The sequence below is a fragment of the Leptospira bourretii genome, assembly GCF_004770145.1.
Classification (GTDB): Bacteria; Spirochaetota; Leptospiria; order Leptospirales; family Leptospiraceae; genus Leptospira_A; species Leptospira_A bourretii.
In genome coordinates this window covers 293359-318886 of record NZ_RQFW01000012.1, presented here as the reverse complement: position 1 = coordinate 318886, position 25528 = coordinate 293359, and the positions used below count along the sequence as shown (strand labels likewise).

At 38.4% G+C, this 25528-nt stretch carries 25 protein-coding genes; 18 read left to right on the top strand and 7 right to left on the bottom strand.

The annotated features are described in order from the left end of the window. Window positions 1-34 precede the first annotated feature (34 nt). Window positions 35-1102 carry a quinone-dependent dihydroorotate dehydrogenase gene (locus EHQ47_RS08935; protein WP_135777008.1) on the top strand — a complete coding sequence of 356 codons (1068 nt, stop codon included), beginning with the start codon at window positions 35-37 and terminating at the stop codon, window positions 1100-1102. Window positions 1103-1104: 2 nt separating this feature from the next. Then, complete coding sequence (rlmD, locus tag EHQ47_RS08930) at window positions 1105-2301, top strand: 23S rRNA (uracil(1939)-C(5))-methyltransferase RlmD (protein ID WP_135777007.1); 1197 nt, start codon at window positions 1105-1107, stop codon at window positions 2299-2301. On the opposite strand, the gene EHQ47_RS08925 is transcribed toward rlmD, so the two are convergent. From EHQ47_RS08925 to EHQ47_RS08915, 3 genes are read right to left on the bottom strand one after another with little or no spacing between them, the layout of a single operon-like run. Next, window positions 2294-3847, bottom strand: coding sequence for an FAD-dependent oxidoreductase (locus EHQ47_RS08925; protein WP_135777006.1), 1554 nt, complete (start codon window positions 3845-3847; stop codon window positions 2294-2296). The genes rlmD and EHQ47_RS08925 overlap by 8 nt on opposite strands. Window position 3848: 1 nt before the next feature. Beyond that, the gene (locus EHQ47_RS08920; protein ID WP_135777005.1) at window positions 3849-4376 is read right to left on the bottom strand and encodes a hypothetical protein; all 528 of its coding nucleotides are present in this window, start codon (window positions 4374-4376) and stop codon (window positions 3849-3851) included. Further along, the gene (locus EHQ47_RS08915) at window positions 4360-5508 is read right to left on the bottom strand and encodes a nitrilase-related carbon-nitrogen hydrolase (RefSeq protein ID WP_208727416.1); all 1149 of its coding nucleotides are present in this window, start codon (window positions 5506-5508) and stop codon (window positions 4360-4362) included. The genes EHQ47_RS08920 and EHQ47_RS08915 overlap by 17 nt, the downstream gene beginning before the upstream one ends. A gap of 81 nt (window positions 5509-5589) precedes the next feature. Here EHQ47_RS08915 and EHQ47_RS08910 point away from each other — a divergent pair, with 81 nt between their 5' ends. Genes EHQ47_RS08910 through EHQ47_RS08885 form a run of 6 tightly spaced genes read left to right on the top strand, consistent with a single transcriptional unit; the run spans window position 5590 to window position 11603 of the window. After that, complete coding sequence (locus EHQ47_RS08910) at window positions 5590-6798, top strand: argininosuccinate synthase (RefSeq protein ID WP_135695881.1); 1209 nt, start codon at window positions 5590-5592, stop codon at window positions 6796-6798. 1 nt (window position 6799) lies between these two features. After that, window positions 6800-7282: a pantetheine-phosphate adenylyltransferase gene (gene coaD / locus EHQ47_RS08905; RefSeq protein ID WP_135695879.1), complete on the top strand. Its 483-nt coding sequence runs from the start codon at window positions 6800-6802 to the stop codon at window positions 7280-7282. Between the two features lie 18 nt (window positions 7283-7300). Beyond that, window positions 7301-9409, top strand: a complete 2109-nt coding sequence (locus EHQ47_RS08900; protein ID WP_135777004.1) for a cation:proton antiporter domain-containing protein — start codon at window positions 7301-7303, stop codon at window positions 9407-9409. 42 nt (window positions 9410-9451) lie between these two features. Continuing rightward, window positions 9452-9865, top strand: a complete 414-nt coding sequence (locus EHQ47_RS08895; RefSeq protein WP_100788832.1) for a nucleoside-diphosphate kinase — start codon at window positions 9452-9454, stop codon at window positions 9863-9865. Window positions 9866-9916: 51 nt separating this feature from the next. Continuing rightward, a complete protein-coding gene (locus EHQ47_RS08890) occupies window positions 9917-10840 on the top strand; it encodes a polyprenyl synthetase family protein (RefSeq protein WP_135777003.1) in 924 nt (307 codons plus the stop codon). Continuing rightward, the gene (locus EHQ47_RS08885; RefSeq protein WP_135777002.1) at window positions 10821-11603 is read left to right on the top strand and encodes a TlyA family RNA methyltransferase; all 783 of its coding nucleotides are present in this window, start codon (window positions 10821-10823) and stop codon (window positions 11601-11603) included. Before EHQ47_RS08890 ends, EHQ47_RS08885 begins: the two co-directional genes overlap by 20 nt. Here the strand turns inward: EHQ47_RS08885 and EHQ47_RS08880 are convergent. Next, window positions 11600-11965 carry a response regulator gene (locus tag EHQ47_RS08880; RefSeq protein ID WP_135777001.1) on the bottom strand — a complete coding sequence of 122 codons (366 nt, stop codon included), beginning with the start codon at window positions 11963-11965 and terminating at the stop codon, window positions 11600-11602. The genes EHQ47_RS08885 and EHQ47_RS08880 overlap by 4 nt on opposite strands. Window positions 11966-12014: 49 nt before the next feature. On the opposite strand from EHQ47_RS08880, the gene EHQ47_RS08875 reads away from it, so the two are divergent. Then, the gene (locus EHQ47_RS08875) at window positions 12015-12248 is read left to right on the top strand and encodes a ferredoxin (protein ID WP_135749531.1); all 234 of its coding nucleotides are present in this window, start codon (window positions 12015-12017) and stop codon (window positions 12246-12248) included. Here EHQ47_RS08875 and EHQ47_RS08870 read toward each other — a convergent pair whose 3' ends face one another. Continuing rightward, window positions 12249-13058, bottom strand: a complete 810-nt coding sequence (locus tag EHQ47_RS08870) for an alpha/beta fold hydrolase (protein WP_135777000.1) — start codon at window positions 13056-13058, stop codon at window positions 12249-12251. 61 nt (window positions 13059-13119) lie between these two features. On the opposite strand from EHQ47_RS08870, the gene EHQ47_RS08865 reads away from it, so the two are divergent. From EHQ47_RS08865 to EHQ47_RS08850, 4 genes are read left to right on the top strand one after another with little or no spacing between them, the layout of a single operon-like run. Continuing rightward, window positions 13120-14910 carry an ATP-binding protein gene (locus EHQ47_RS08865; protein ID WP_135776999.1) on the top strand — a complete coding sequence of 597 codons (1791 nt, stop codon included), beginning with the start codon at window positions 13120-13122 and terminating at the stop codon, window positions 14908-14910. Beyond that, complete coding sequence (locus EHQ47_RS08860; protein WP_135749125.1) at window positions 14903-16414, top strand: hybrid sensor histidine kinase/response regulator; 1512 nt, start codon at window positions 14903-14905, stop codon at window positions 16412-16414. The genes EHQ47_RS08865 and EHQ47_RS08860 overlap by 8 nt, the downstream gene beginning before the upstream one ends. 8 nt (window positions 16415-16422) lie before the next feature. Further along, complete coding sequence (locus EHQ47_RS08855; RefSeq protein WP_135749126.1) at window positions 16423-17406, top strand: aminoglycoside phosphotransferase family protein; 984 nt, start codon at window positions 16423-16425, stop codon at window positions 17404-17406. Beyond that, window positions 17403-18125: an NTP transferase domain-containing protein gene (locus tag EHQ47_RS08850; protein WP_135776998.1), complete on the top strand. Its 723-nt coding sequence runs from the start codon at window positions 17403-17405 to the stop codon at window positions 18123-18125. Before EHQ47_RS08855 ends, EHQ47_RS08850 begins: the two co-directional genes overlap by 4 nt. Here EHQ47_RS08850 and EHQ47_RS08845 read toward each other — a convergent pair. Continuing rightward, a complete protein-coding gene (locus tag EHQ47_RS08845) occupies window positions 18108-19454 on the bottom strand; it encodes a glucose-6-phosphate isomerase (protein ID WP_135776997.1) in 1347 nt (448 codons plus the stop codon). The genes EHQ47_RS08850 and EHQ47_RS08845 overlap by 18 nt on opposite strands. A gap of 44 nt (window positions 19455-19498) precedes the next feature. On the opposite strand from EHQ47_RS08845, the gene galK reads away from it, so the two are divergent. Then, the gene (gene galK / locus EHQ47_RS08840; RefSeq protein WP_135776996.1) at window positions 19499-20668 is read left to right on the top strand and encodes a galactokinase; all 1170 of its coding nucleotides are present in this window, start codon (window positions 19499-19501) and stop codon (window positions 20666-20668) included. Next, window positions 20665-21057, top strand: coding sequence for an STAS domain-containing protein (locus EHQ47_RS08835; RefSeq protein WP_135695855.1), 393 nt, complete (start codon window positions 20665-20667; stop codon window positions 21055-21057). The genes galK and EHQ47_RS08835 overlap by 4 nt, the downstream gene beginning before the upstream one ends. On the opposite strand, the gene mtnP is transcribed toward EHQ47_RS08835, so the two are convergent. Further along, window positions 21054-21917, bottom strand: coding sequence for an S-methyl-5'-thioadenosine phosphorylase (mtnP, locus tag EHQ47_RS08830; RefSeq protein ID WP_135776995.1), 864 nt, complete (start codon window positions 21915-21917; stop codon window positions 21054-21056). The two genes, EHQ47_RS08835 and mtnP, sit on opposite strands and share 4 nt — an antisense overlap. Window positions 21918-22009: 92 nt before the next feature. Between mtnP and EHQ47_RS08825 the strand changes: the two genes are divergently transcribed. From EHQ47_RS08825 to EHQ47_RS08815, 3 genes are read left to right on the top strand one after another with little or no spacing between them, the layout of a single operon-like run. Then, window positions 22010-23443 carry a DUF4139 domain-containing protein gene (locus tag EHQ47_RS08825; RefSeq protein ID WP_135776994.1) on the top strand — a complete coding sequence of 478 codons (1434 nt, stop codon included), beginning with the start codon at window positions 22010-22012 and terminating at the stop codon, window positions 23441-23443. Continuing rightward, on the top strand, window positions 23443-25029 hold the full coding sequence (locus tag EHQ47_RS08820; RefSeq protein ID WP_135776993.1) for a phytoene desaturase family protein: 1587 nt from the start codon (window positions 23443-23445) through the stop codon (window positions 25027-25029). The genes EHQ47_RS08825 and EHQ47_RS08820 overlap by 1 nt, the downstream gene beginning before the upstream one ends. Window positions 25030-25066: 37 nt before the next feature. Beyond that, window positions 25067-25528, top strand: coding sequence for a MarR family winged helix-turn-helix transcriptional regulator (locus EHQ47_RS08815; RefSeq protein ID WP_135776992.1), 462 nt, complete (start codon window positions 25067-25069; stop codon window positions 25526-25528).

The window sequence follows — 25528 nt, the reverse complement described above, 5'->3', positions numbered from 1 at the left end:
GTGCGAAAAAAGAATCAACGTAAGGATTCTCTTCTTGTTTTACAATCATCTTATCAAACCTATCCTGTTTCATTTAGATCCAGAATCTGCACACCATTTGGCAGCAACCTTCCTTTCTCTTTCACAAAAGATCCCTTTTTTCCATAAGACTCTTTCTTCAATCTTTGAATACAAATCGAAACGACTGGAACAAACTATTCAGGGAATCCATTTCCCCAATCCATTAGGACTTGCCGCAGGATTTGACAAAACAGCAGAACTTTTTCCCACAATGATCCATATGGGATTTGGATTTATCGAAGTAGGAACCATTACTGCCAAAGGACAACCAGGCAACGACAAACCAAGACTCTTCCGTTATCCCAAACACAAAGCCCTCATCAACCGAATGGGATTCAATAATCCTGGGGCCGACATTGCCGAATCGAATATCAAAAAACAACAAAAGTCGGGTGTACGTGGAATCAATGCGGGAAAATCAAAGGTCACTGAATTAGAAAATGCTGTTGGTGATTATGTTTATACATTAAAAAAATTGGTTCCCTATGGAGATTATGCTGTGATCAATATCAGCTCTCCCAACACTCCAGGCTTAAGAACACTCCAAACGAAAAAAACTCTTATCGATCTCATCGAAGGTATCCTATCTGCTTTTGATCACAAGTTTCCAATTCCCTTGTATTTAAAATTTGCTCCTGATCTATCAGAAGAAGAGTTAATCGAAAATCTAAAGGTTTGTTTGGATTATAAAATCAGCGGAGTTATTCTCACCAATACCACACTTAACAAAGAAGTCCTTGGTGAAAAAAATCCAGAGGAAGGTGGACTCTCTGGTGGACCACTTTTCGAAAGGTCACTTCATTTTGTTTCCCTTGCTTACAAAACTCTAAAGGGAAAAATTCCGATCATTGGTGTCGGAGGAATTGACTCAGGAGAAAAAGCAAAACAGATGATGGAAGCCGGTGCCAACCTAGTCCAAATTTACACTGGTTATATTTATGAAGGACCGTTTCTTCCTTACCAAATTTGTTCCTATCTCGACAAAGTGGTAAAAGAAAAAAAACTAAATAACATCTCTGAACTTGTGGGATCAGGAAACTAATTATGACAACAAGTCCTGGAACAAAAATCTGCACTCATTTCGGAATCTGTGGTGGTTGTAATTATCTAGACATTGATTACACCAAAGAACTTCGAAAAAAAGAACAAAACATCAAAGAACTTTTTAAAACCTATCGCCATTTAGAATTTCGTACGATTGTTCCCAGTCCCTCACCGGAATATTATCGTCACAAAATCCAACTTCCTTTTGGACGTAGAAACATAGCCAACAAAACCTTACTCACATTAGGTTTATTTAATAAAGAATCTACTTTTGTTCTCGACCAAACCGAATGCCAAATCCAAGACCCTGGCCTTACCGAAATTGCTCTGGCCGTCAAACAATGGGCTAGGCGAGAAGGACTTCTCCCTTACAACGAAAAATCCAAAAGAGGGATGATGAAATACCTCGTAGCAAGAAAATCTTTTTCCACAGGAGAAATCATTCTGGGGATTGTCACTGCCAAAGAAGATATACCTCATGCCAAAGATGCTTCCAAAAGACTCCACACTGCCATCCAAAACCGAATTGGGAAAACAGGAAAGTTTGGAAAAATTGTTGGGATCATCCAAAACATCAATACAAAACACACAACAATGGCACTTGGCCGCGAAGAACATCTGTTATGGGGTAGACCCTATATCCACGAACATTTTGGAAAACATAAATTCCGTGTGGGCCTTTCTACTTTTTTACAAGTCAACCCCATCCAAACACCAAGTTTGTACAATTTGGTTTTAGATGAAATCGAACCAAACTCCCGAGTCATTGATGCTTATTCAGGAATTGGAACCATTTCTTTTTGGATTTCAGGAAATTGCAAAGAAGTAATGGGAATTGAAGAAAATCCCAACTCTCATAGAACCGCACTAGAATCGATTAAATACAATCACGTACATAATGTACGATTTCGTAAAGGAAGGGTGGCCGAAGTGTTACCAACTCTTTTTGGAAAAAACTATGATACCTTAGTCCTTGACCCTCCGCGCACAGGACTCGGTGTCGAAGTGGCAGAAACCATTTTGGGTATGGGTTTCAAAAAAATTGTCTATGTGTCTTGTGATCCAATGAGTCTCAGAGAAGATACAAATCTTTTGGCAAGGCAATACTTCTTAAATTCTGTGCAACCAGTGGATATGTTCCCAAGAACCGACCACGTAGAAACCGTAGCCGTTTTTAGAAACAAAAACCTCACATAACATCCATTACAAACTCAGAGGCTTTTTTACTAAAAGCCATAATGGTAAAACTTGGGTCCACACTGACTCCTGTAGGAAAAACAGAAGAGTCAGCCACAAATAGATTTTGGAACCCATGCACTTGGTGGCGAGAATTCACAACGGAATTTTCGCTCGATTTTCCCATCCGACATCCACCGGCAGGGTGGGGAGCCGCCATTGGAAATTCCGCAGGCCTCCATGCCAGAGCATCAATTTCTTCCTTTTTGGGAAGTTTGGAATATTTACGAAGTTTCATACCTGCAAGGAAAACTTCTTTGGCACCCGCTTCAAAGTTTAACTTCATTTGTTTGTAAGTAAGATCGCTAAAGATTTGTTTGGTGACCTTTCCAAAAGGATAGTTTATTTTCCGTTTTCCAAACAGATCCACTTCGATAGAACCAAGTTCCCCATCCACATCATCAATCCAACCAATGGTTCCACCCAAATGTTCCATTTGTTTCATATAAGAATAGTGGTCTTTTCCAAAACTAGGAATAAGAGCCGCAAGAGTGGCTGGTTGCAATTGGTTTGGCATAAGCATATACCCACCTTCTTTGTACTTTCCATTTTGGTATCTGGCCAATCGGAAATCTTCAACACCATAAGCTGCGGGAATATTTCTCCATTGTACGATGGGTTCTTCATATAACGCATGTACCATGGGAGAAGGATTGATCGCCAAAAACTCACCAAGTGCCGGTAATCTTTTTTTGAGTCCATTGCGAAGTAAAAAAGTAGAACTACCAAATCCACCTGCCGAAACACAAACGGCCTTGGATAAAAAAGTGATTTTAGTCGCCGTTGGCCTAAGGGTTCTTCTGTCTATCACCACGGCTTCGAGGCCAGTGGCTTTCTGACCAACATAGTTTAACTTTTCCGCGCGCAGATCGGTATACACATCGGTTCCCAGTTGCACGGCTCTAGGAATATGAGTCACAAGTTGTGACTGTTTGGCCCCAAACATACATCCTTGCATACAATGCCCAGATTTTTGGCAGTTTTTACGAGCTTGTGGGACGGCATGGCCTTCCCAACCTAATCGTTGTGAGGCGCTTCGAAATAATCGGTTCATTGGGTTAAAGGATTCTTCACCTGCAGGAGTTACATGAAGGTCCGTTTCCAATTCCGACCAATAGGAATGTAGGTCTTCCGGAAGATGGTTTTCGATTCCATATTTACGATTCCATAATAACAGCCTGTCATCTGGGGTTCGGTAACTATCAGCCCAGTAGTGAACTGAGGCCCCACCCAAATTATTTCCATACACGAGGTTGATCCCACCATCTGCCGTCGTATGAAAATTTCTCTCCGCAGAAACCTTGCCAGCCATATTGAGTTCATTGTTATCAAAGGTTCCTGTGTGGTAGTTTCCTCCTTGTTCCAGGAGAGCGACTTTGATCCCTTTTTTGGAAAGTTCATAGGCCATTGTCGAACCACCACATCCCGAACCAATCACTACTACATCAACAACAATGATTTCCTTCTTCGCATAACTTTTGTAATCTCTATATATTCCCGGTTTCACTTTAAACTTCCTTCCCATTCACTAAATTTTGGTAGTGGATTCTTGCTTCGCTCCATTTTTCAGGAGGATTGGCAAAGGGACCTGGATAAGATATGGGTGCCCAAGTCAACTTGTGACCGTAGTAAACAAGGCAGACCAGTAGTTTTAAATTTCCAACCACTGCACGAACAATATCCGAATCAGTCTCTGCCAACAGGGACAAAAGTTCTTCTCGTTTTTCTCGAGAGAGATTTGAGAAAAAACTAAAATGCCCATAAAAGAAAGGAAGGTATTCCAAAACCATAACTGCCGAATGAAAGTCTTCCTGGATCTCTTCGGAAACAAAATACAACTCTTCATCCAATCTTCGCATCATGTTTGTTTCTTCTAAATTTGGCATTCCCGGCTCATTGATGGGAAGGACTACCTCCGAAAATGCAGTGACAGTTTTTGTTTCTGAATCACTAAAATAAAAATAACGAATTTTGGATTTAATGCCCGCACAAAAAAGTAACAAGGTCAAAAAGGATTTTCTAGAGATAGAGTACATAGATTCTTCCTTGGTTTTTTTCTTCTTTCACAAGATTTAATACTGATTTTCCAGTTAATGTCAAAAAGGCATCTCCGCTGGCGACTAGGTCCCAAATTTCACCTCGAAAAAACACATTGATTCCTGCTTTTACCTTTGGATCTTTGAGGCGACCATTCATCGCATATTTTTTCCAAGCGGCACGCTCAGAAATGGAACCAATGTCTTTGGGATCTACATCTTTTGGATTCGCATAACCGTTGTAACCCTGCCATTTGGTTGTCCAGGCATCAGCCGGCGATACAAAAGAGGGAACTGCAAGTAACTCTGATTCTGATTTTTTAAATTCCGTATATACTTCAGGAAACCAGGAATCAGCGCAGACCATTGTGTATAACTTTCCCAATGGGGTTTGGTAACTTGGATTTTCCTCTAACTTACCTTCCTTTAGGAATTCTTTTTCATCAACAATGGGAAAGAGTTTGCGAACCATCTGATCATCCACTCTACCATCGGGATGAAAATAAAAACTTACGTTTTCTAAAGGCCCATCTGTAGGAGTGATTTTTCCTTCAATGACTTTTGGGTGAGGCAAAACAATCGAACCGGCAACGATGGATACTCGATATTCTCTGGCAAGTCTTGCAAAAACAGATTGGTATCTGTCAGACATTTGCCATGCCTTCATACGAAAGAGTGTTTCTTTTAATTTGTCACTTGAGTAAGAGTTACTGAAGAGATAGTGCCAAAGAAAAGAACCGAGGTTATGTTTTACCAAAACTTCCATTGCTTCTTGGATTGTGTTGGTTGCAAAAATGGATTTATCCTCGGCAGTCACCACAAGCCAGGTTCCAATGTATTCCGGTAAAACAACGATGCTACGATCCACAAAGAGAAGTTCATTTTCCTTTGCCATCCGAAAGTATTCGCTCAAAGCCAGATAAAAACTATCTTCTGTTGCGTAACTATACTTGTTGAGATAGGGTTCCATCCCTACAAAACTTCCACGTTTTGCCATTCCCTCTTTTTGGATGTATATCTTTGGGTTAGGTACGTATCGGGAGATTTCCTCTTGTGGAACAATTTGCTTTTGGCAGTGGATCGTAAAAATGAAAATGCTTACGAAAACAGAAAAAGAAACGGGAAAACGCATCCACCAAATCTACTACACAATTTCGTTTCAGACAATATTTAATTGTGTTCTTGGTTTTTTCTTTTATTTTGACCTTATTCTATGAAAGAGAAACCTGCTCCCAAAAAAATCGTTCTCGCTTACTCCGGAGGACTCGATACGTCCGTCATCCTGGCTTGGTTGAAAGATACCTACGGTTGTGAAGTCATTGCTTTTTGTGCCGATGTTGGTCAAAAAGAAGAACTTACTGGTCTGGAAGAAAAAGGAAAAAATACCGGAGCTTCCAAAGTGTACATCCAAGACCTACGTTTGGAATTTGCACGAGATTTTATTTTCCCTGCAATTCGCGGGAATGCCATTTATGAAATGCGTTATTTACTCGGAACCTCTCTGGCACGTCCTCTCATTGCAAAAGCAATGGCAGAAGTTGCTACGAAAGAAGGTGCGGATGCTTTCTCACATGGAGCGACAGGAAAAGGAAACGACCAGGTTCGTTTCGAACTCACCTTCAAAGCCCTTTCGCCTAACTTACAAATCATTGCTCCTTGGAGGACTTGGGATTTTGGTGGCCGTGCGGACCTGATTGAATACGCAAAGAAAAAAGGAATTCCAGTTCCTGTAACAGCTGCTAAACCATACAGCATGGATAGAAATTTAATGCACCTTTCTTTTGAAGGTGGAATTTTAGAAGATCCATTCAATGAACCAAAAGAAGATATGTTTATCTTAACCGTATCTCCTGAAAAAGCTCCTGACAAACCAACCTATTTGGAATTGGATTTTGAAAACGGAGACTGCGTTTCTATCGACGGAAAAAAAATGAATCCTCTCGAAGTGATGGAAACCTTAAATGATATAGGTGGAAAAAATGGAGTGGGCCGAGTTGATATCGTGGAGAACCGACTTGTCGGAATCAAATCTCGAGGGGTTTATGAAACTCCTGGTGGAACTATCCTTCATATTGCTCACCGCGATTTAGAATCCATCACTCTCGATCGCGATACCCAACACAAAAAAGATGAACTATCGCAAGAGTTTGCTCGTTACATTTACAATGGCCAATGGTATTCCAACCAAATGAATGCTTTGCGTGCTTATATGGATTATACACAAAAGTATGTCAATGGAACTGTACGAATCAAATTGTACAAAGGAAGTTGCACTGTTGTCGGACGTAAATCCAACAAGTCTCTTTACAATGCAGGATTATCTACATTTGAAAAAGAAGAATTGTACAACCAATACGATGCCGAAGGTTTTATCAACCTTTACGGACTGCCTATGAAAGAATGGGCAAGGGTAAACAAATAAGATGAAAAATATCGCCGTATATCCAGGTTCTTTTGATCCGTTCACCAACGGTCATCTCGACATCATACGGCGAGCCCATCCGCTTTTTGAAGAGATCATTATTGCTGTGGCCATTAACTCAAAAAAAACTTCCTTATTTTCTTCTGAAGAACGTGTAGAAATGATCGGGCAAGTTTTTAAAGGTTGGGACAAAATCAAAATTGATACCTTCGAAGGTCTGACTGTCGATTATTGCAAAGAAAAAAACTCACGTGTGATTTTACGTGGGCTTCGTGCGGTAACTGACTTTGACTACGAATATGCGATTTCGCTTATGAACAAAAAATTAGCACCTGAAATCGAAACTTATTTTTTGATGGCGGACAATGAATACTCTTTTGTGTCTTCGACAATCGTCAAAGAAGTAGCGAGACATGGAAGAGCAGTATCCAATCAAGTTCCGGACATCGTGGGCGAAGCCCTTACCAAAAAATTCTCCATTTAATTTGGAAATGAGGATTCTATGAAAACACGTTCTTCTTTTTTTTATGGATTCACCATACTACTGTTTGGTTCCCTTGGATACTTTCTTTTACAAGCAGGAACTCTTCTTGAAGCAGCAAAAAACATTGTCATTGTTACCAATGAACATTTGGATACGGAAAATTTTTTCAATCGTTTCCATCATCCATTAGCACTTCTATTCTTACAAATCATCATCGTCTGTGGTGCTGCAAGATTTGTAGGATATGTATTTTCAAGAAAACTGAAACAACCTTCCGTCATGGGAGAGATTGTAGCCGGGATTTTACTTGGGCCATCACTTCTTGGTTACTACTTCCCAGAAACGATGGGATTTTTGTTTCCACCATCAAGCCTCCCCACTCTTGGAACCCTCAGTCAAATTGGTTTGGTGCTTTTTATGTTCATCATTGGGATGGAACTTGATATCTCCGTTCTTAAAAACAAAGCCCATTCCGCTGTTGTGATTAGCCATGCCAGTATCATCTTCCCTTTCTTTTTGGGGATGATTTTGGCTTATTATTTTTATACAGATTATGCACCTGAGAATGTAGGATTTTTGTCCTTCTCACTTTTTATGGGAATTGCAATGAGTATCACTGCCTTTCCAGTGCTCGCAAGGATCCTCCAAGAAAGAAATCTCACAAGGACACCTCTTGGAGCGATGGTTCTCACTTGTGCAGCTGCAGATGACATCACTGCTTGGATCTTACTTGCGATCATAGTCACCATCTCCAAAGCCGGAAATCTCAACACGGCACTTTTTACCATTGGATTGTCTTTTGCTTATATCCTAACAATGATTTATCTAGTGGCACCTTTCCTCAAACGATTGGGTTCCATTTATATTTCCAGGGAAAACTTAACAAGAACCGCAGTGGCTCTTATTTTGATGATTTTATTTTTGTCCTCTCTGGCGACAGAAGTCATAGGAATCCATGCACTATTTGGTGCCTTCCTTGCTGGTGTGATTATGCCAGCGGAGGGAAATCTTAAAAAACTCATCGCAGAAAAGATAGAAGACATCGCTGTTATTTTATTTCTCCCCATTTTCTTTGTGATCACAGGCCTTAGAACAGAAATTGGCCTACTCAATGGTTCTCACCTTTGGATGGTATTTGGTCTTGTCATCCTTGTGGCTGTGGTGGGTAAATTTGTGGGAAGTGCCTTTGCTGCCAAAGTTTCAGGTTCGAATTGGGAAGATGCCCTCTCCATCGGAGCCCTTATGAACACGAGAGGACTCATGGAACTTGTGGTCCTCAATATTGGATATGATCTTGGAATTTTAAGTCCTGAAATCTTTGCGGTTTTTGTGTTAATGGCTCTTGTCACCACCCTTTCCACAGGACCTTTACTCGATGGAATCCAAAAGTTTTACTCTAAATCAGAAAAACGAGTTCCTACTGAAAAACCTGTGGATCGCAAATTACGAGTGTTAGTGGCCTTTGCCCAAGAAAAAATGGGAAAAAGTCTAGTTCGATTTGCTTATTCCCTTTCCGGTAACCAAAAGAAAAATTTGGAAATCACTGCTTTACACATTTCGCCAAATGACTCTTTGTCTAATGAAGAAATTCGTCGTTACCGTGATGCCAGTTTTGAATCCATTCGCCAAACAGGCGCACAAATGGGTCTCCAAGTCCAAACAGAATATCGCATCACTGACAATGTCACTTATGAAATTGTCAATTTTGCCAAAATCAAACATACAGACATTTTACTCATTGGTGCTGCCAAACCCCTGTTTTCTCGCAGTTATACAGGTGGAAAAATCAAAGGAATTCTCAACTATTGCCCTGCAACGGTTGGAGTGCTCATTGATAATGGCCTGGAATCAGTGGAAAAAGTAGCCATCCTTTACAAAGGGGAAAAGGATCCCATCCTTGGATTTGCCCAGAAGCTAACATCCCTCAAGGGGATGAAGTCGAACAAAATCAAGGTGGAAGACCTAGTACAACCCGAAACAGATCTAAATCCCTATCCGATCGCCTTAAATAAAATCACCGGGTATTCATTGATTCTCATCGATCTAAATGTTTGGGAAGAAATGGGATTTGAGAAAATGGATCTTCTTCCAACTTCATTTCTTTTGGTTCGTTTTTTAAGCACCTAAAGATTCGATTGCTTTTTTCGGTTTCTCCATGCTTTTGGAGATATGGAAAGAACTTTTATCATGCTTAAACCCGATGCTGTGAAAAACAAACACATCGGTGACATCCTTCAAAGAATTGAAAAAGAAGGATTTAAAATCCTAGGAATGAAATTCCTAAAACTCAGCCTCGAAGACGCAAAACAATTTTACGCAGTTCATGCAGCTCGTCCATTTTACAATGACCTTTGCACTTACATGGCTTCTGGCCCAATCGTTGCTTGTGCTCTTGAAAGAGACAATGCGGTAACACATTGGAGAGATGTGATAGGTGCCACTGATCCTAAAGAAGCAAAAGCGGGAACTATCCGTGCACTCTTTGCAGAAAGCAAAGAAGCAAATGCGGTTCACGGTTCTGACTCTGTGGCAAACGCACTTCAAGAAATTGCGTTTTTCTTCAAAGGGTATGAACTTAACTAAGTTCGAACCAAACAAACAACCGGTTCTTTAGGGAGCCGGTTCTTTTTTCGCGTGCCCACTCAGTTTTCTGATATCTTAACAAATTCCAAACAACTCTTTGATTCTTTTTTTGAGTCCTATACAAAAGAATTGTTTCAACCTCGCACTCGCATAACAGATGCTTGTCTATATAGTTTGCAGGCCGGTGGAAAACGAATTCGACCTATCTTTGTTCTGAATTCCTTTTTTCATCCAGACCAATTACCAAAAAAACTCAATACCAAAGAACATCTCTCCGTTTACTTAGCGGCCCTTGCTGTCGAATGCATTCATACCTATTCTCTCATCCATGATGATTTACCTGCGATGGACAATGATGACACCCGCCGAGGAATGCCCACTTGCCATATTCAATTTGATGAAGCAACGGCCATCCTTGCTGGTGACACCCTGAACTCTTTGAGTTTTTATTTGTTGTCTTTATTTGAAAACATTGACTCCACTGCCATCCGAGATTCCATCCAAATCCTCCACAAAGGTTCTGGAATGAATGGGATGATCCTGGGACAAATGGAAGACATCCAAGAAGAAAAAAATCCCAGCTCCAATGATAAAGAATCAAAACTCGCATCCATCCATGAAAAAAAGACGGGTGCTCTGATTGAAGCCTCCTTCCTTTTGGGAAATCGTTTGCGCCCTGATTGGTTAGATAGAGAGTCCGTGATCGCAAGTTATGCGAAAGAGATTGGCTTATTGTTCCAAATTACCGATGATATTTTAGATGTGGAAGGAAACCTGAAGGATCTCGGAAAAACACCTGGAAAAGATGCCAAAGCCGGCAAATTAACCTATCCTAGTCTTTATGGGATGGAAACTGCCAAAAGGTTAAGAGATGAATCCGTATCGAAAGCCATTTCTCTTGTTGCCAACCTTCCTTCCCTAAACAATGAATTCTTTTTAGGATTACCTAAATACATTGCCGAAAGAAAAAATTAGACTGGATGAATACCTCGTTCGCGAAGGTTATGCGATCGATTTAAAACTAGCACAATCGTTAATCCTTTCTGGGTCTGTTCTTGTCAATGATGTAGTCATTTCAAAAGTAGGGACAAACATTAGTTCAAAAGATATCGTTCGGACCAAAGAAAAAATCAAAACCTATGTTTCTCGGGGTGCGTATAAACTTCTTGGTGCCTTTGATTCCTTTCCAAATGCCAACATCCAAAACAAAACCTGCATCGATTTAGGTGCTTCTACCGGAGGATTCTGTCAGGTTCTTTTGGAAAAAGGTGCTTCCCGCGTGATTGCTGTGGATGTGGGTTATGGACAATTGGCACAAAAAATTGCAAATGATCCAAGAGTCACAGTATTTGATCGCACACATTTAAAAGACCTAAAAATAAACCAGTTAGAACCATTAACAAAAGAAACATGGATTACAATGGATTTAAGTTTTATTTCCCTTGTGCCTGTCTTTCAATCTCTAGTTATCCTTTTTCAATCGAAACCCGAAATCGTTTGGCGAGGAATTTCCTTATTTAAACCCCAATTTGAGGTGCATCCGTCAAAATTGGAAAAAGGGGTTTTGAAAGATTCGCATCATATTGGTTATACGATTCGATCTGTATGGCGAAAAATCAAAAATTTAGATCCTAAATTAAAATTTTTAGGACTCGCAGAATCCCCCATCCAAGGTGCTGATGGAAATCGGGAATTTTTGATTCGATGGGAGTGGAAAGGGTCGATTGAAAAATCTTAAGCAGTAAAACTGGAAACCGCTTCTTTCAGTTGTTCGGAGGTGAAAGGTTTCATTAGATAAGCATAGGATGCGTTTTGGTTGATTCTGTGTCTGGCGGTATCATCTAAAAAACCCGTAAGAAACAACACAGGAACAGAGAACTGCTCTCGCAAAGATTCTGCTGTTTCGATCCCGTCTAAAGAACCTTCTAAATTGATGTCCATCAAAATCAGATCAGGAACTTTTTCCGAAACAATTTGAAATGCCTCATCCCCGGAAGGTACGACCGCAATCACATGAAAACCGAATGATTCGATTTTCTGTTTGATATTGAGTCCGAGGAAGGGTTCATCCTCGACGATGAGGATGTTCTTTTTCGTCATATATGCTTTATTTTATAGGGGGGGGTCTGTTAAAAAGTAAAAATACTCTATGGCAGATAAAAGTAGCAAACAACCCGAAAATGTCCCAGGAAAATACTATGTCGACCAGACTTGTGTTCCCTGTAACGACTGCATTAAGGAAGCCCCTAGTTTAATGCAGTACAATGACGACGAAAGCCATATTTTCTTTAAAAAACAGCCAACTACACCTGCCGAAGAAAAACAGGCAAAAGCAGCTATGGCGATGTGCCCTGTCGATGCAATTGGCGACGATGGTGAATAATTAAGTATTATAGAATATCCTAATATTCTTTGCCACCACATCAGGTTTTTCCAAATGAATTGCATGCCGAACTTTTGGAATCCATACCAATTTACTTTTTTTAATATAGGAATTTATTTTTTTCATCATAAAAGGTGGGGTAATCTCATCTTCTGCCCCTGCTAAAATCAAGGTTGGAATTTTGATTCCTTTCATTTTTGCATCAAAAAAAATCTCATCTTCTCTACGTAATGTATTTTCTTGCAAATATTCATTTGGTTTTTCGTTCCAAATAGTAACAAGCGTATGGCGAAATAAATATCCTGGTTCGGGGAATTCTTCTCCATATAAATAACGTAACAATAAAATAACTTGTTTTTCCGTCTTTGGGAAAAGGATTTTGCGCATTCTTTCGCGTTCAGGATGTGGGATTCCACCCGGAGCCAAAAGGATTAGTTTTGCCACTAGGTGTTGAGTATCCTGCAAAACTAAATGCTGTGATGTGAGGCCACCCATCGAATGACCCACAAGACAAATATCTTTTAGCTCCAATTTCTGAAAACATTCGAGCAGAAGGTCGGCCCAAACATCAATTTGATAGAGATATTTTACTAGAGGTAGTTTACTTTTCCCATATCCTGGTAAATCGAAAACATATAGAGGATAACCATCATTTAACAGTTCTTTGACGACTCGACGAAAACCAAAACTTTCGTCAAGTAATCCATGTAAAAAAACAATTGGTTTTTTGTTTCCCTTTCCAAATTTCCAATAAAAAATTTTATGGCCTCCCATCGCAACGAAACAGGGTTCGCCGCCCATATTTTTCATTGATTTACGTCTCTGGGACTGATAGTTTCGAAAAAGGCTTCGGTAAAAATATTTAATCATAATGTTGAATTCAAAAATTGAAAGACTATCGCAGCTACTTTCCCATTCCCAGAATGGTTTGGTTTTCGTCGATCTTAAATCGAACCAAATTCTTTATCTAGATGAAATCACAAAGGAACGATTGGAGATTCAAAATCCAAATTCTTTGAAAATTCAAAACATCTTTTGTGACCACGAACTATTAATTTCTGAAATCCACACTCACCCGCAATCGAAAAGTGAATATAAGTGGTTCCTAAGAAAACAAAATTCAGAAAGGATTGTTACCTCTGTTCATTTTTCCTCCTTAGCTGAATTTTTTGATTCTGATACGGAAATTTACGCCATAACAATCAATTGGACTCATGAGTTTACAAAGGAACAGTCGGAAGTCATTGACCATTTAGAAATTCCATTTTTCCAAGCAGACCTAGAAGGAAACTTAAAATATGCAAATACAAAATTCGTAGATTTTTTTCGTTTATCAGCAAATCAAATTCAATCATATCATGTTTCGGACATTCTTCCATTATCAGAAGAATTTACCAAAGAACTCTTAGTTCAAAATACAAAAAGAATTTTTGAATTCAAATTGTACAATGGAGAATTGATTACCCTACAATTACAAAGTTTTATCACAACGGAACATGGAAAACCAAATGGGATAACTGTTCTTTTACTTGATCTCTCTGAATTACAAAATGCGGAACGAATTATAAAGTATGGTGAAGATAAACTAAGGACATTCTTTGCTACGATGAACAATGGATTTGTCATTGTAAATCAAGATGCAAAAATACTAGAAATTGCTCCGATTTTTAAGTTTTTACTGTTTCAGGTTTTTGCCTTTGAAGTTGGTGAAGATATCTTTCATTTTTTTGATGAAAACATGAAATCAAAACTAATGAATGTGTTACATAATGTTGTTGAAAATCAAAATATCCAAACTACTGAATTTGATTATGTTCTTCTAGGTGATGAAAGAACTTTTGAAATTCGCTTTATTCCTGTAAGGCGATTTGACCCAAATGATAGAAAAATAATGTTGGTTTTTTCCGATATCACGGAAGCTAAACGAATGGATCGACAACTTATTGAGTCTATGAAATTTGCAAGCATCGGGGAAATTGCAGCAGGACTTGCTCATGAAATCAACAACCCACTTCAAAGTGCTCTTTTGTATTTAGATGACTTGATTACTGTCGATGAAACCGATCCGAACGAACGTAGGAACATTCTCAAAAAAATTGAATCCGCTAATTTACGAATCCGAGATTTAGTTAAGGCATTGCTTGATTTAGGTAGGATGGAAAGTCCCAACCGTGATTTTGTATCACCCTATTATATTTTGGTGAGAACAAGTGAACTGGTGGAGGTAAGTTGTCGAAAGAAAAATATCAGTTTTACACGCCATGCTGGCCCAAATTTACCAGGAATTTTTGTTCGTTGGCAGGAAATTGAACAAGTACTGATTAATTGTGTGGTAAACTCCATCAATGCTCTTTCAGAAATGGAAACAACAAGGCAATTTCCAAAAATCGAATTGGGCATCGATTTAGTCAAAAATCAAAAAAAAGAGTGGGTTGTATTTTCAGTAGAAGACAATGGACCTGGAATCAATGACGATACTTTGGAAAAAGTATTTTTGCCATTATTCACAACTAGAAGAAATAAACAAGGAACAGGTTTGGGGCTTTCTATTTCTAAAAAGATCATCACCGATCATGGCGGTGAGATCTATATCAAGACAAAGGAAGGAACGGGGACAAAGGTAGAAATCTATCTTCCTGCTCACACAGATGACAATGGATAAAATTTTAATCGTCGATGACGAAGAAGACATTCGAGTTGCTTTAAAAAGAGTTTTATCTCGCGAAGGCTATCAAATTGAACTCGCCGAATCTGCTTCCGAAGCTATCCAAAGGATATCCTCAGGTGAACCTTTTTCAGTCGTTATTTCTGATATTCTAATGTCAGGGATGTCTGGCATTGATTTTACAAAATTTATCGCCGAAAAACAAATCAATTTGCCGGTAATTCTCATCACTGGAAATCCTAATCTTTCTTCGGCAGAATCAGCAATTCGTTATCATGCATTCGAGTATATATCAAAACCTGTAGACAGAACTCAGATTCTATCTGTCGTAAAACGAGCATTAGAGGTCAAAAATCAAAAAGATTCCGATTTAGAAAAACTAATGTTATCGGAAAAATTAGAAAAAGCACTACGAACTCAAAATTTAGATTTAAATCGACAAAATGCTGCTATATTAAATGCAACTTCCGATGCAGTGATCACTATTGATTCCAAATTAACGATTGTTTCTGCAAACAAAGCTAGTTTTGAAATGTTTCGTTTTCATACACCTCTGGATCTCATTGGACAGTCTGTTCATCTTTTGTTCACTGAAAATAAAATGCAAAAGTATATGGCGCAGGTTTCTAAAGTTTTAAGTGAAGAGGAAAACAAATCCACCCTTCAATTATCTGACGTAACTTTACTTCGTTCTGATCTTACCACTTTTTTAGCAGATATTGCAATTTGTTCCTATAGTTTAGATGGAGATACGTATTATACGGGTGTCATTCGAGATGTAACACAAAAAAAAGTGATGGTGGAACAACTCATTCACTCCGAAAGAAGGGCTTTTTTATCTGTTGTGGCCGCAAGCATTGGACACGAAATCAACAACTCCCTTACCGCCATTCAAGGTTTTGTGGAGATGGCCTCTCGAGAAAATGCGGACACAATGTTAAAAGATCGGGCATTAAAAGTTACTTTAAACCAAACAGAAAAATTAAGAGCTTTAACTTCCAACCTATTGCAACTTGGGAAATCATTGAAATCAAACAATGAACAATCCAAAACTTTGAATTTGAACAAAGAAATTTCTGCCGTCCTCCAAGTGTTCAAAGAAACAGCTAAATTAAAATACTGCCACATCAAAAGAGAAGAAACTTCGGAAGAAATTCCGATCCAAATGAATTCGGATCAATTTGCCTTATTACTTTCCAACATTCTTCTTAATGCAGCGGATGCTACCAATAACATCGGTACAATAGAAATCTCAACCTATCAGGATAAAAGATACTCTCACCTAATCGTGTCAGATGATGGGGAAGGTATGTCTCCAGAAACCTTAGACAAAATTTATGAACCATACTTTACCACGAAAGAATTAGGAAAAGGTACTGGACTTGGAATGTTTGTTGTCAAACAAATCGTTGATAATTTTGATATTCAATTAGAAATTTTATCTTCACCAGGCCAAGGTTCTAAATTTCATTTTATTTTTCCTAAGCTTTTAGAAACATAGTAGCTTCAGTGTATCCAGGATTAAATGACTCACAATTAGAATTGGTTCTTTCCCGTTATGGTAAAAACCCAAACATAGAACCGTTACAAGAAGAAGCATCCACACGTAGGTACTTTCGAATTACAACTTCTCAAAAAAAAGAAGTAGTTGTTTGCGCCGATGAAACAGTAAATGAAGACTTTATCATTCTATCCGAGTTTCTGAATGCAAATGGAGTTCACGTTCCAAAAGTTTTAGAAACAAATAAAGAACTCGGACTTACATTTATGAGTTTTGAAGGATTAAAAGATTTTAGTTCCTATGCTCTAAATGATTATAAAAATAAGTTTCCAATACTAATTGATCTAATTTTAAAACTCCAATCACTCGATCCACCTTCTCTAGTAAAAAACCGAAAATTTGATACTGAAAAACTTAGTTTTGAAACTAATTTAACTTTGGAAAAATTTGAAGGATTTAAACAATTATTTCAAATCAAAACAGAAATATCCAATGAAGGGAGAGCCTTTATTGAAGAAACAGTTGGGTATTTAAACAAATACCCTATTAATGTTTTTACTCACAGAGATTTTCACTGTAGAAATATTTTAATATCGCCAAATTCTGATTATGCGTTAATTGACTTCCAGGATGCAAGAATGGGAGTCCCACAATACGATTTAGCTTCCATCTTATACGATGCTTATTACCCGCTGCCCAGAGATTTTCGTTCTTTAATGTTAAAGGAATTTCAAAAACGAAATATCGACCAATCCAAAAAATTCAACGATACTTTTTATCTTCAGGCCTTACAGAGATCATTTAAGGCTCTAGGAACATATTTTCGAATGGTGACTGATCATGGAAAAAATAAATTTAAACCTTCGATCATATCTTGTTTGAACCAATTGGAAGAAATCATTCAATTAGGAATGTTTGCCGATTCACTATATATTTTTGTCAGAAGTCTCCGTGATGAATTAAGCCGCCATAAGGACTTTAAGAATTTATGAATGCATTCATTTTAGCAGCTGGATTTGGAAAACGTATGGGAATTCTCACTGAAAGTAACCCGAAACCTCTGTTAAAAATTCAAGATATTACCCTTCTGGATTATAGTTTGTATCTTTTGAAAAAATGGAATACTTCAAAGGTTTGGATCAACACACATTATTTAGGTGACCAAATTAAATCTCATGTTCAGAACTTTTCGCAATTCCCAATTGAGGTTTTAGAAGAAAAAAAAGAAATTCTCGGTACAGCGGGAGGAATTCGAACTGGTTTACCTGAAAATTATTATGAAGAACCAATTTTGTTAATCAATCCGGATACATTACTTTTTCCAAATCCTAATTTTTTTCCAAAATTCCAATTACCTCAACCGATAAAAATTCATTTATACCTACTTCCAATACCACCAAATCAAAATTATACGAAAATCGATATCGGTGAAAACGGAAAATTGAACTTTGGAAAAGGATCCAATTATTATATTGGCCTAGCATTATTAAATCCAAATTGTCTTATCCATTTAGAAAAAAATAAATATTATGATCTGTCTGATATTTTTAAGGAATGTGCAAACAAAGGAGAGATTACCGGAGAAATTTTCTCCGGTACGGTTCTTGATTTAGGAACAAAAGAACTTTGGGATTCTTATATCACAAAAGATATATTTGGAACGGAACTCTCCAAAATTCAATCGTTTGTAAACTCATCTTATATGACTTAAGATTTCTTCTTTTCTTTTTTCGAATCCTTTTTTGCCAAGTAGGGCAAACATATTGTTTTTATAGTCTTCAACACCTGGTTGGTCAAATGGATTTACACCTAACATATAACCAGAAACTCCACAAGCAAATTCAAAGAAATACAATAATTCTCCAACAATCTCTTCATTCAAAGTTGGTAAAGTGATTTCCAAACAAGGAACTCCACCGTCTCTATGGGCAATCAATGTTCCCAACATAGCACTTTGGTTCACTTCAGAAAGTTTTTTTCCTGCCAAATAATTCAAACCATCACGATCGTCTGTTTTTTCTGTTAAATAAACATCTTGTTTGGGAGCTTCCACTTTGATGACAGTTTCCATCAAAAGTCGTTCTCCATCCTGAATGTATTGACCCATAGAATGTAGGTCTGTGGTGAATTGAACTGATGCAGGAAAAATTCCTTTTCCTGTTTTTCCTTCACTTTCGCCAAACAACTGTTTCCACCATTCGGATAAAAAGCCTAAAGCAGGACTATAACTTACCAATATTTCAGTTTTTTTCCCTTTTGTATATAGAGCATTTCGAATCGAAGCATAGATAGTGGCTATATTTCCATCAGATGCCGATTTTGATTTTAATTCGGTTTCCATTTGTTTTGCGCCATCAATGAGTTTGTTGATGCTGAAACCTGCCGCAGCAATCGGCAACAACCCAACAGGAGTAAACACAGAGTAACGTCCACCCACATCATCAGGAATCACAAAGGTAGGAAACCCGTATTCATCAGCTAATTGTTTTAAAGCTCCCTTTTCTTTGTCAGTCGTTGCAAAAACTCTTTTTTTTACATTTTCCCTTCCATATTTACGTTCTAAAAGAGAAAGTAACAGACGAAAGGCGATCGCCGGTTCCGTTGTTGTTCCCGATTTTGAAATAACATTTACGGAAAATTCTTTATTTTCCAGAAAAGCCAAAAGTCGAGAATGATAATCAGCATCCAGATGATGTCCTGCATAAATGATTTTTACGGATTTCTTTTGAGTCTCTGGAGCACTAAATTCAGGAGTTAATGCTTCGATCACTGCTCGTGCCCCTAGGTAACTACCACCAATTCCAACAACGACCAAATACTGTGAGTGGGACTGAATGGTTTCTGCGGCTACTCTTATCTTTTGGAGATCATCCCCGCTAATTTTTCCTGGTAGATCAACCCAACCTAAAAATTCATTTCCATGTCCTGTTTTTTGGAGTAAGGTTTGGCGCGCTTTTTCCGCCTTTTCCAATTCATTTTGAATCAGAGTTTCAGTAAGAAAAGATTTCGCAAATCTATCCGAAATTTTTAAGTTCGACATAGCACCAGTCCTTGAATAAAGTATAGCATCGAAAGGAAGATGAAGTGGATTCTTTTAGAAGTAAAGAAAATTTGAATCAATTTGAATCAATATTTGGAAAAACAAATCAACCGCCTCGTTTATTTCGGGCACCGGCTAGAATCAATATAATAGGGGAACACGTTGATTATTTGGGTGGAACTGTTCTCCCTGCAGCCATTGACTTTTTTGTCCAAGTATTATTGCGACCCAATGAATCTCAAAACTATCGTTTGCATTCGGTTTCCTATAATCAAACAGTAGAACTCAAAAAACCATTATCACCAAATTCAAAATCTCCATGGGTTGACTACATTGCAGGTGTCATTTTTGAAATTGAAAAAAAAGGCCATGTTGTTCCTGGATTCGATTTATTAGTAGATGGAAATATTCCACAGGGTTCTGGACTTTCTTCCTCAGCAGCTTTTGAAGTGGTCACGGGTTATGCGATCAAAGAAACTTTCAGGTTTTCGTTATCTCGAGAGGAGATTGCACTAATCGGACAAAAAGCTGAAAATAATTTTGTGGGAACAAAATGTGGGATCATGGATCAATTCATCATTGCGGTAGGCAAAAAGGATGATTGTATTTCCTTAAATACTGAAACTCTAAAGTATACATACCACCACTTCGACTTAGGAAATTACGAATTTTATTTAATCAACTCTAATGTTAAACATAGTTTAAAAGATAGTGCTTATAACAAACGCAGGTCGGAATGTGAATCGGCATTGGTAAAAATTAAAGCAAAGTATCCAAATTTTACACAATTGTACGATGTGAATCTTTCAGACTCCGAAATTGATCAATGTCACCTAACAAAAGAAGAAACAAAAAGAACCAAACACGTAACTTCTGAACGAGAACGAACCAAAGTTGTGATTGAAAATTTGGAATCAGGTAATTTCAAAGAAGTTGGTTCTGCACTATTTCAAACTCATTGGTCTTTATCCAAAGAATTTGAGGTCTCTTGTCCCGAAATTGATTTCATTGTTGATTCTTTGCAGAGGCTAGGCGTCACTGGTGCGAGAATGATTGGTGGCGGATTCGGTGGATGCGTACTCGTACTAGATACCAAAGACCATTTTTCTAAAATTGAAGAAGATTTGAAAAAAAGTTATCAACAAAAGTTTAACGTTGCGATAGACTTTTACAAGTTTCAAATTTCAGACGGGGTAAAGGAAGTTTTGATATGATCGAAAACTGGAGTGATTACACAGTTGAAAGTGGAGATTTCAAAATGGAAGTCCTCCAACAGAGATTTGTCCCCCTCCCAGAAACTGCTGTTTACTTTGAATTGTCAGGAGAAATCAACCTATACAATTCACAGGTGATGAAAGAAAATTTGGAAATTCTTATTTCCAAAGGAATCAATCATGTTTTCTTAAACTTTGAACAAGTCAGTTATATTGATAGTTCTGGACTTGGAGTTTGTCTGGGAATTCACTCTAGACTGATGAAACAAAAAGGATACATTCGAATCATATCCCCTTCTGAAAAAGTAAGATACGTTTTGGAATTAACAAAACTAAGAAGCCTGCTCCAAATTTTTCCCACTTTGGAACAAGCTGTCAGTTCAGACTAAAAGTAGGTCGGAAAAAGATATTTTAATTTGTTTATTTGTTCCTGGTTTCTCTTTTCAGGAGCAGTCACCAACGAAAACTTTGTGCTCCCCACAAGACTCGTGTCATCTGACTTTCCTAAAAGATCAATGAGTGCAGAGAGTAATTTCTTTGCTGTGTCTGCATTGGCACTTAAGTTCGCAAGAACCATTTCCAAAGTAACATGAGCTTCATCTTCTTTCCAACAATCGTAATCGGTTGACATACAAACCATTTGGTAAAGAATCTCTGCTTCTCTTGCCAGTTTTGCTTCTGGAAGGACAGTCATGTTGATGATATCTGCTCCCCAAGATCTGTACATATGAGATTCGGCTCTTGTTGAAAACAATGGACCTTCCATACAAATGAGTGTTTTGTTGGAATGAATGGGAAGGTTGATGAGTTTTGCTGCTTCTTCTACTTTGTTACCGAGGCCAGGTGAAAATGGATCTGCAAAGGGAGCATGTGCCACCATTCCATTTTCAAAAAAAGTTGCTGCCCGTGCTTTTGTGCGGTCAATGATTTGTGAAGGAATCACAAAATCTCTTGGAGCAATTTCTTGGCGTAAACTTCCTACAGAACTAAATGCAATGATTTCTTCTACGCCTAACTGTTTTAATGCGGCAATATTGGCTCGGGCCGGAACTTCACTCGGATTTAAAAAATGTCCTTTTCCATGTCTTGGCAAAAACGCAATTTCTTTCCCTTTAAAACGACCAATGGTTATCGTGTCAGATGGTTTGCCCCAGGGAGTTTCTGGATGGATTTCTTTGATAATTTCCATTCCATCAATTGAATATAGGCCAGTTCCACCAATGACCCCGATTTTCACTACATTTGCCATATGAATCCTCTTAAAGTGCAGTTTTCCCCCAACGATTTTGGTTGCATTCGTTTTTTACATTCGAAGACTGTAGAATGCTCATGGGAGAATTCATGAAATCCAAAATATTGTCCTTAACCACTCTCACACTTCTGATTTTTACAGCAGGGGTTACCTCTGATTCTGCTTTTGATATGTCCACACAATCGGACCGCAAATCAGTCAGTGTTACCATTTACAATGGAGGCATTGGCCTTGTAAGGGAAACTCGTCAATTGAATTTATCAAAAGGAATTCGAACTTTACGTTTCGAAGATGTTCCTTCTCAAATCATCCCACAAACAGTACGAGTGAAGGGAGAAGATCCTAAAAAACTCACAGTCTTTGAACAAAACTACGAATACGATTTAATTTCACCAGAACGATTGATGGACAAATACATTGGCAAGGAAGTCACCCTTTACAATGAAACCAAAGAGAAAACAACATCCGTCAAAGCGACGTTAATTTCAAACAATGGAAACCCAGTGTATAAAATTGGAGATGAAATTTCTCTTGGATACAACGGACGAGTGACCGTTCCTACCATTCCTGAAAATCTTTTTGCGAAACCTACACTCGTTTGGAAATTGAAAAACGATTTAGAAAAGGACCAAACCTTAGAAGTTTCTTACCAAACGAATGGACTTGGTTGGTCAGCTGATTATATCCTTGTTTTGGATAAAGAAGAAAATCTCTGCGGACTGAACTCTTGGGTGACTTTGAATAACAACTCAGGCGCTGAATTTAAGAATGCAACTTTGCAACTCGTGGCAGGAAAGGTGAATTTAATTTCTAATCAAAGCAACACCTACGCAATGCAACCTCGCGCCGTCAAAAAAACAATGATGAAAGAGTATGATGAATCTGTCGCTGCACCGGAATTCAACCAAGAGAATTTGTCTGAATATTATTTATATACTTTGGACCAGCCAACAAACATTGGTTACAACCAAACCAAACAGGTTCAACTCTTTCAATCAGAAGGAATCGAAATCAAAAAGTATTTTGTTTTTGAAAACCTACCTATGTATGAAGGAAATGAAAAAAATTTCAATAACGCAACCATCAAATACATCTTTAAAAATGCGAAGAAAAACAATTTAGGTCGCCCTCTCCCACAAGGAACCATACGTGTTTTCAAAGCAGATTCCAAAGGAAGACAACAACTACTAGGCGAAGATACAATCGATCACACTCCTGAAAACGAAGAAGTGAAAATTCGAACAGGCCAGGCCTTTGATGTAGTGGCAAATGGAAAACGACTCTCAAACGAAGTGTTCAAACTTTCTCGTGGAGATAAATCAACCTACTCCGCAGAAATCCGAAACAGAAAAAAAGAAGAAATCGAAGTTCGGTTTTATGCAAGCCTATGGGGTGATTGGACCATTACAAAATCCTCTCATAAATTTACAAAAGAATCAGCAACAAGAGCTTATGCAGATGTTCCTTTAAAACCAAACGAAACCGTCACTGTAGAATACACCGTAGAGACTAAGTACCACTAATGGAAAATAAATATGACGTAATCATTATCGGTTCTGGTATAGGTGGCCTCACGGCTGCCTCTATCCTTTCTCAAGTTGCCAAAAAGAAAGTACTCGTTTTGGAACGTCATTTTAAGTTAGGCGGTTTCACTCATACCTTTAAACGACTTGGAAAGTTTGAATGGGATGTGGGAATTCATTATATTGGGGACTTGGGGGAAGGTTCGATGTTACGAACTCTTTTTGATTCCATCACAAAAAAAGGTGTGAAGTGGAACAAAATGCAAGAGCCATTCGAAGTTTTCGATTATCCCGGTTTTAGTTTTCCTGTGTATGGAAAAAAAGAAAAATTTGTATCGGACTTAAAACTTAAGTTTCCGCAAGAATCCGAAGCCATTGACAGATACTTTCGGGATGTCGAAATCTTTACCCAATGGTTTGGAAGGCATTTTACTCTCAAAGCCTTACCATCCGTATTTGAAAAGGCAGCCAAGTTTTTAAACTTAAACCATATCCCCACTCCTTATATCACAACCAAAGAATATATGGATACCCACATTCAGGATGAAAACTTAAGGGCACTTCTTTGTTCACAGTGGGGTGATTACGGTCTGCCTCCAGCTACATCTTCCTTTGCTATTCATTCCATGATTGTGGCTCATTACTTTAATGGTGGTTATTTTCCAATTGGTGGTTCGTCCAAAATTGTCGAATCCATTGAACCGATTGTGGAAGAAAACGGTGGGAGCTTAAAAATCCTCCATACGGTTAAAGAAATCCTACTCGAAGGAGACAAGGCGATTGGTGTGAAAGTAGAAGTTCAAAAAGGTAAAACTTTTTCTGAACAGGAATTTTTTGCTGATGTGATTGTTTCGGATGCTGGTGCTTATACCACTTACAACAAACTATTACCAAAAGAATATTCCTCTTCCTTTCAAAAACCTTTGGAAACTCTTAGCACACAAGGGACGACATCCATCACGTTGTATATTGGGTTTAAAGAATCTCCGACAAAACTCGGATTCCACGGAGAAAATCATTGGATTTTCCCTGACATAAACCATGACGCTAGTTATGCGAAACGAAATGATTTGGCGGAGGGAAAACCTCCTATGATGTATCTTTCCTTTCCTTCTTTAAAAAACCCGGAAGCAGAAGGCCACACTGCCGAAGCGATTAGTTTTGCCGACTACTCTCTATTTGCCAAATGGAAAGACGAACCTTGGAAAAAACGGGGAGAAGAATACAGCCAACTCAAAGAAACCATCACCGAAGGGATGTTAGAATTTTTAGAAAAACGATTTCCTGGGTTCCGCGATTTAATCGAATTCACAGAACTCTCCACGCCCATCACTACGGAATTTTTTACCGGACATAAAGAAGGGTCCATTTATGGACTTTCCTGTACACCGGAACGGTTCAAACAAGAATGGTTAGGTGTGAGGACAACGATCAAAAATCTTTACCTAACGGGAGCGGATGCCTGCTCTCCTGGAGTGGCAGGTGCCCTAATGGGTGGTGTTGCTGCTTCCTCTGTGGTTTTAGGACTGACAGGGACACTTCGGCTCATGAAAGAACTTTTCCAAAAGAGCCAAGAAAGCAGTTGACAATTGGTTTAAGATTTGATAGTTTGATATTAAATTAATGGGAACAAAATTCAAAGGATCTAAAAAAGAAGTACAGGCGCTGGATGCGTTCATTAAGTTGAAACGAGCTGCCGAGTCTCTATCTTCCCGACTCATTTCTGAATTTACCAAATGGAATATTTCAGAAAGTCAGTTTGGAGTTTTGGAGACCTTGTACCATTTGGGACCACTTTGCCAAAAAGAACTTGGGGACAAAATTCTAAAGAGTACAGGAAACATCACACTTGTGATCGATAACTTGGAAAAAAGAAGTTTAGTGGAGCGTGTCCGAGGGGTGGAAGACAGAAGGTTTATTTCTGTCCACCTAACAAACGATGGGAAAAAACTCATTGAACAAGTTTTCCCTGATCATGTAAAACGGATCACTTCAGAGTTCGCTGTTTTATCACCCGAGGAACAAGAAGTTCTAGGAAAGATCTGCAAAAAACTCGGAAAAAAATCCGAAGCCATCTGTAAGTAA

Bases quoted from the DNA above. Each gene is read 5' to 3' on its own strand.
- EHQ47_RS08850 (WP_135776998.1), top strand. From the start codon at position 17,403: ATGAATGCATTCATTTTAGCAGCTGGATTTGGAAAACGTATGGGAATT.
- EHQ47_RS08825 (WP_135776994.1), top strand. From the start codon at position 22,010: ATGAAATCCAAAATATTGTCCTTAACCACTCTCACACTTCTGATTTTT.
- EHQ47_RS08845 (WP_135776997.1), bottom strand. From the start codon at position 19,454: ATGTCGAACTTAAAAATTTCGGATAGATTTGCGAAATCTTTTCTTACT.
- EHQ47_RS08860 (WP_135749125.1), top strand. From the start codon at position 14,903: ATGGATAAAATTTTAATCGTCGATGACGAAGAAGACATTCGAGTTGCT.
- rlmD (WP_135777007.1), top strand. From the start codon at position 1,105: ATGACAACAAGTCCTGGAACAAAAATCTGCACTCATTTCGGAATCTGT.
- EHQ47_RS08820 (WP_135776993.1), top strand. From the start codon at position 23,443: ATGGAAAATAAATATGACGTAATCATTATCGGTTCTGGTATAGGTGGC.
- EHQ47_RS08865 (WP_135776999.1), top strand. From the start codon at position 13,120: ATGTTGAATTCAAAAATTGAAAGACTATCGCAGCTACTTTCCCATTCC.
- EHQ47_RS08900 (WP_135777004.1), top strand. From the start codon at position 7,301: ATGAAAACACGTTCTTCTTTTTTTTATGGATTCACCATACTACTGTTT.
- mtnP (WP_135776995.1), bottom strand. From the start codon at position 21,917: ATGGCAAATGTAGTGAAAATCGGGGTCATTGGTGGAACTGGCCTATAT.
- EHQ47_RS08835 (WP_135695855.1), top strand. From the start codon at position 20,665: ATGATCGAAAACTGGAGTGATTACACAGTTGAAAGTGGAGATTTCAAA.
- EHQ47_RS08910 (WP_135695881.1), top strand. From the start codon at position 5,590: ATGAAAGAGAAACCTGCTCCCAAAAAAATCGTTCTCGCTTACTCCGGA.
- EHQ47_RS08870 (WP_135777000.1), bottom strand. From the start codon at position 13,058: ATGAAAAATATGGGCGGCGAACCCTGTTTCGTTGCGATGGGAGGCCAT.
- EHQ47_RS08815 (WP_135776992.1), top strand. From the start codon at position 25,067: ATGGGAACAAAATTCAAAGGATCTAAAAAAGAAGTACAGGCGCTGGAT.
- EHQ47_RS08880 (WP_135777001.1), bottom strand. From the start codon at position 11,965: ATGACGAAAAAGAACATCCTCATCGTCGAGGATGAACCCTTCCTCGGA.
- EHQ47_RS08920 (WP_135777005.1), bottom strand. From the start codon at position 4,376: ATGTACTCTATCTCTAGAAAATCCTTTTTGACCTTGTTACTTTTTTGT.
- coaD (WP_135695879.1), top strand. From the start codon at position 6,800: ATGAAAAATATCGCCGTATATCCAGGTTCTTTTGATCCGTTCACCAAC.
- EHQ47_RS08875 (WP_135749531.1), top strand. From the start codon at position 12,015: ATGGCAGATAAAAGTAGCAAACAACCCGAAAATGTCCCAGGAAAATAC.
- EHQ47_RS08895 (WP_100788832.1), top strand. From the start codon at position 9,452: ATGGAAAGAACTTTTATCATGCTTAAACCCGATGCTGTGAAAAACAAA.
- EHQ47_RS08915 (WP_208727416.1), bottom strand. From the start codon at position 5,508: ATGCGTTTTCCCGTTTCTTTTTCTGTTTTCGTAAGCATTTTCATTTTT.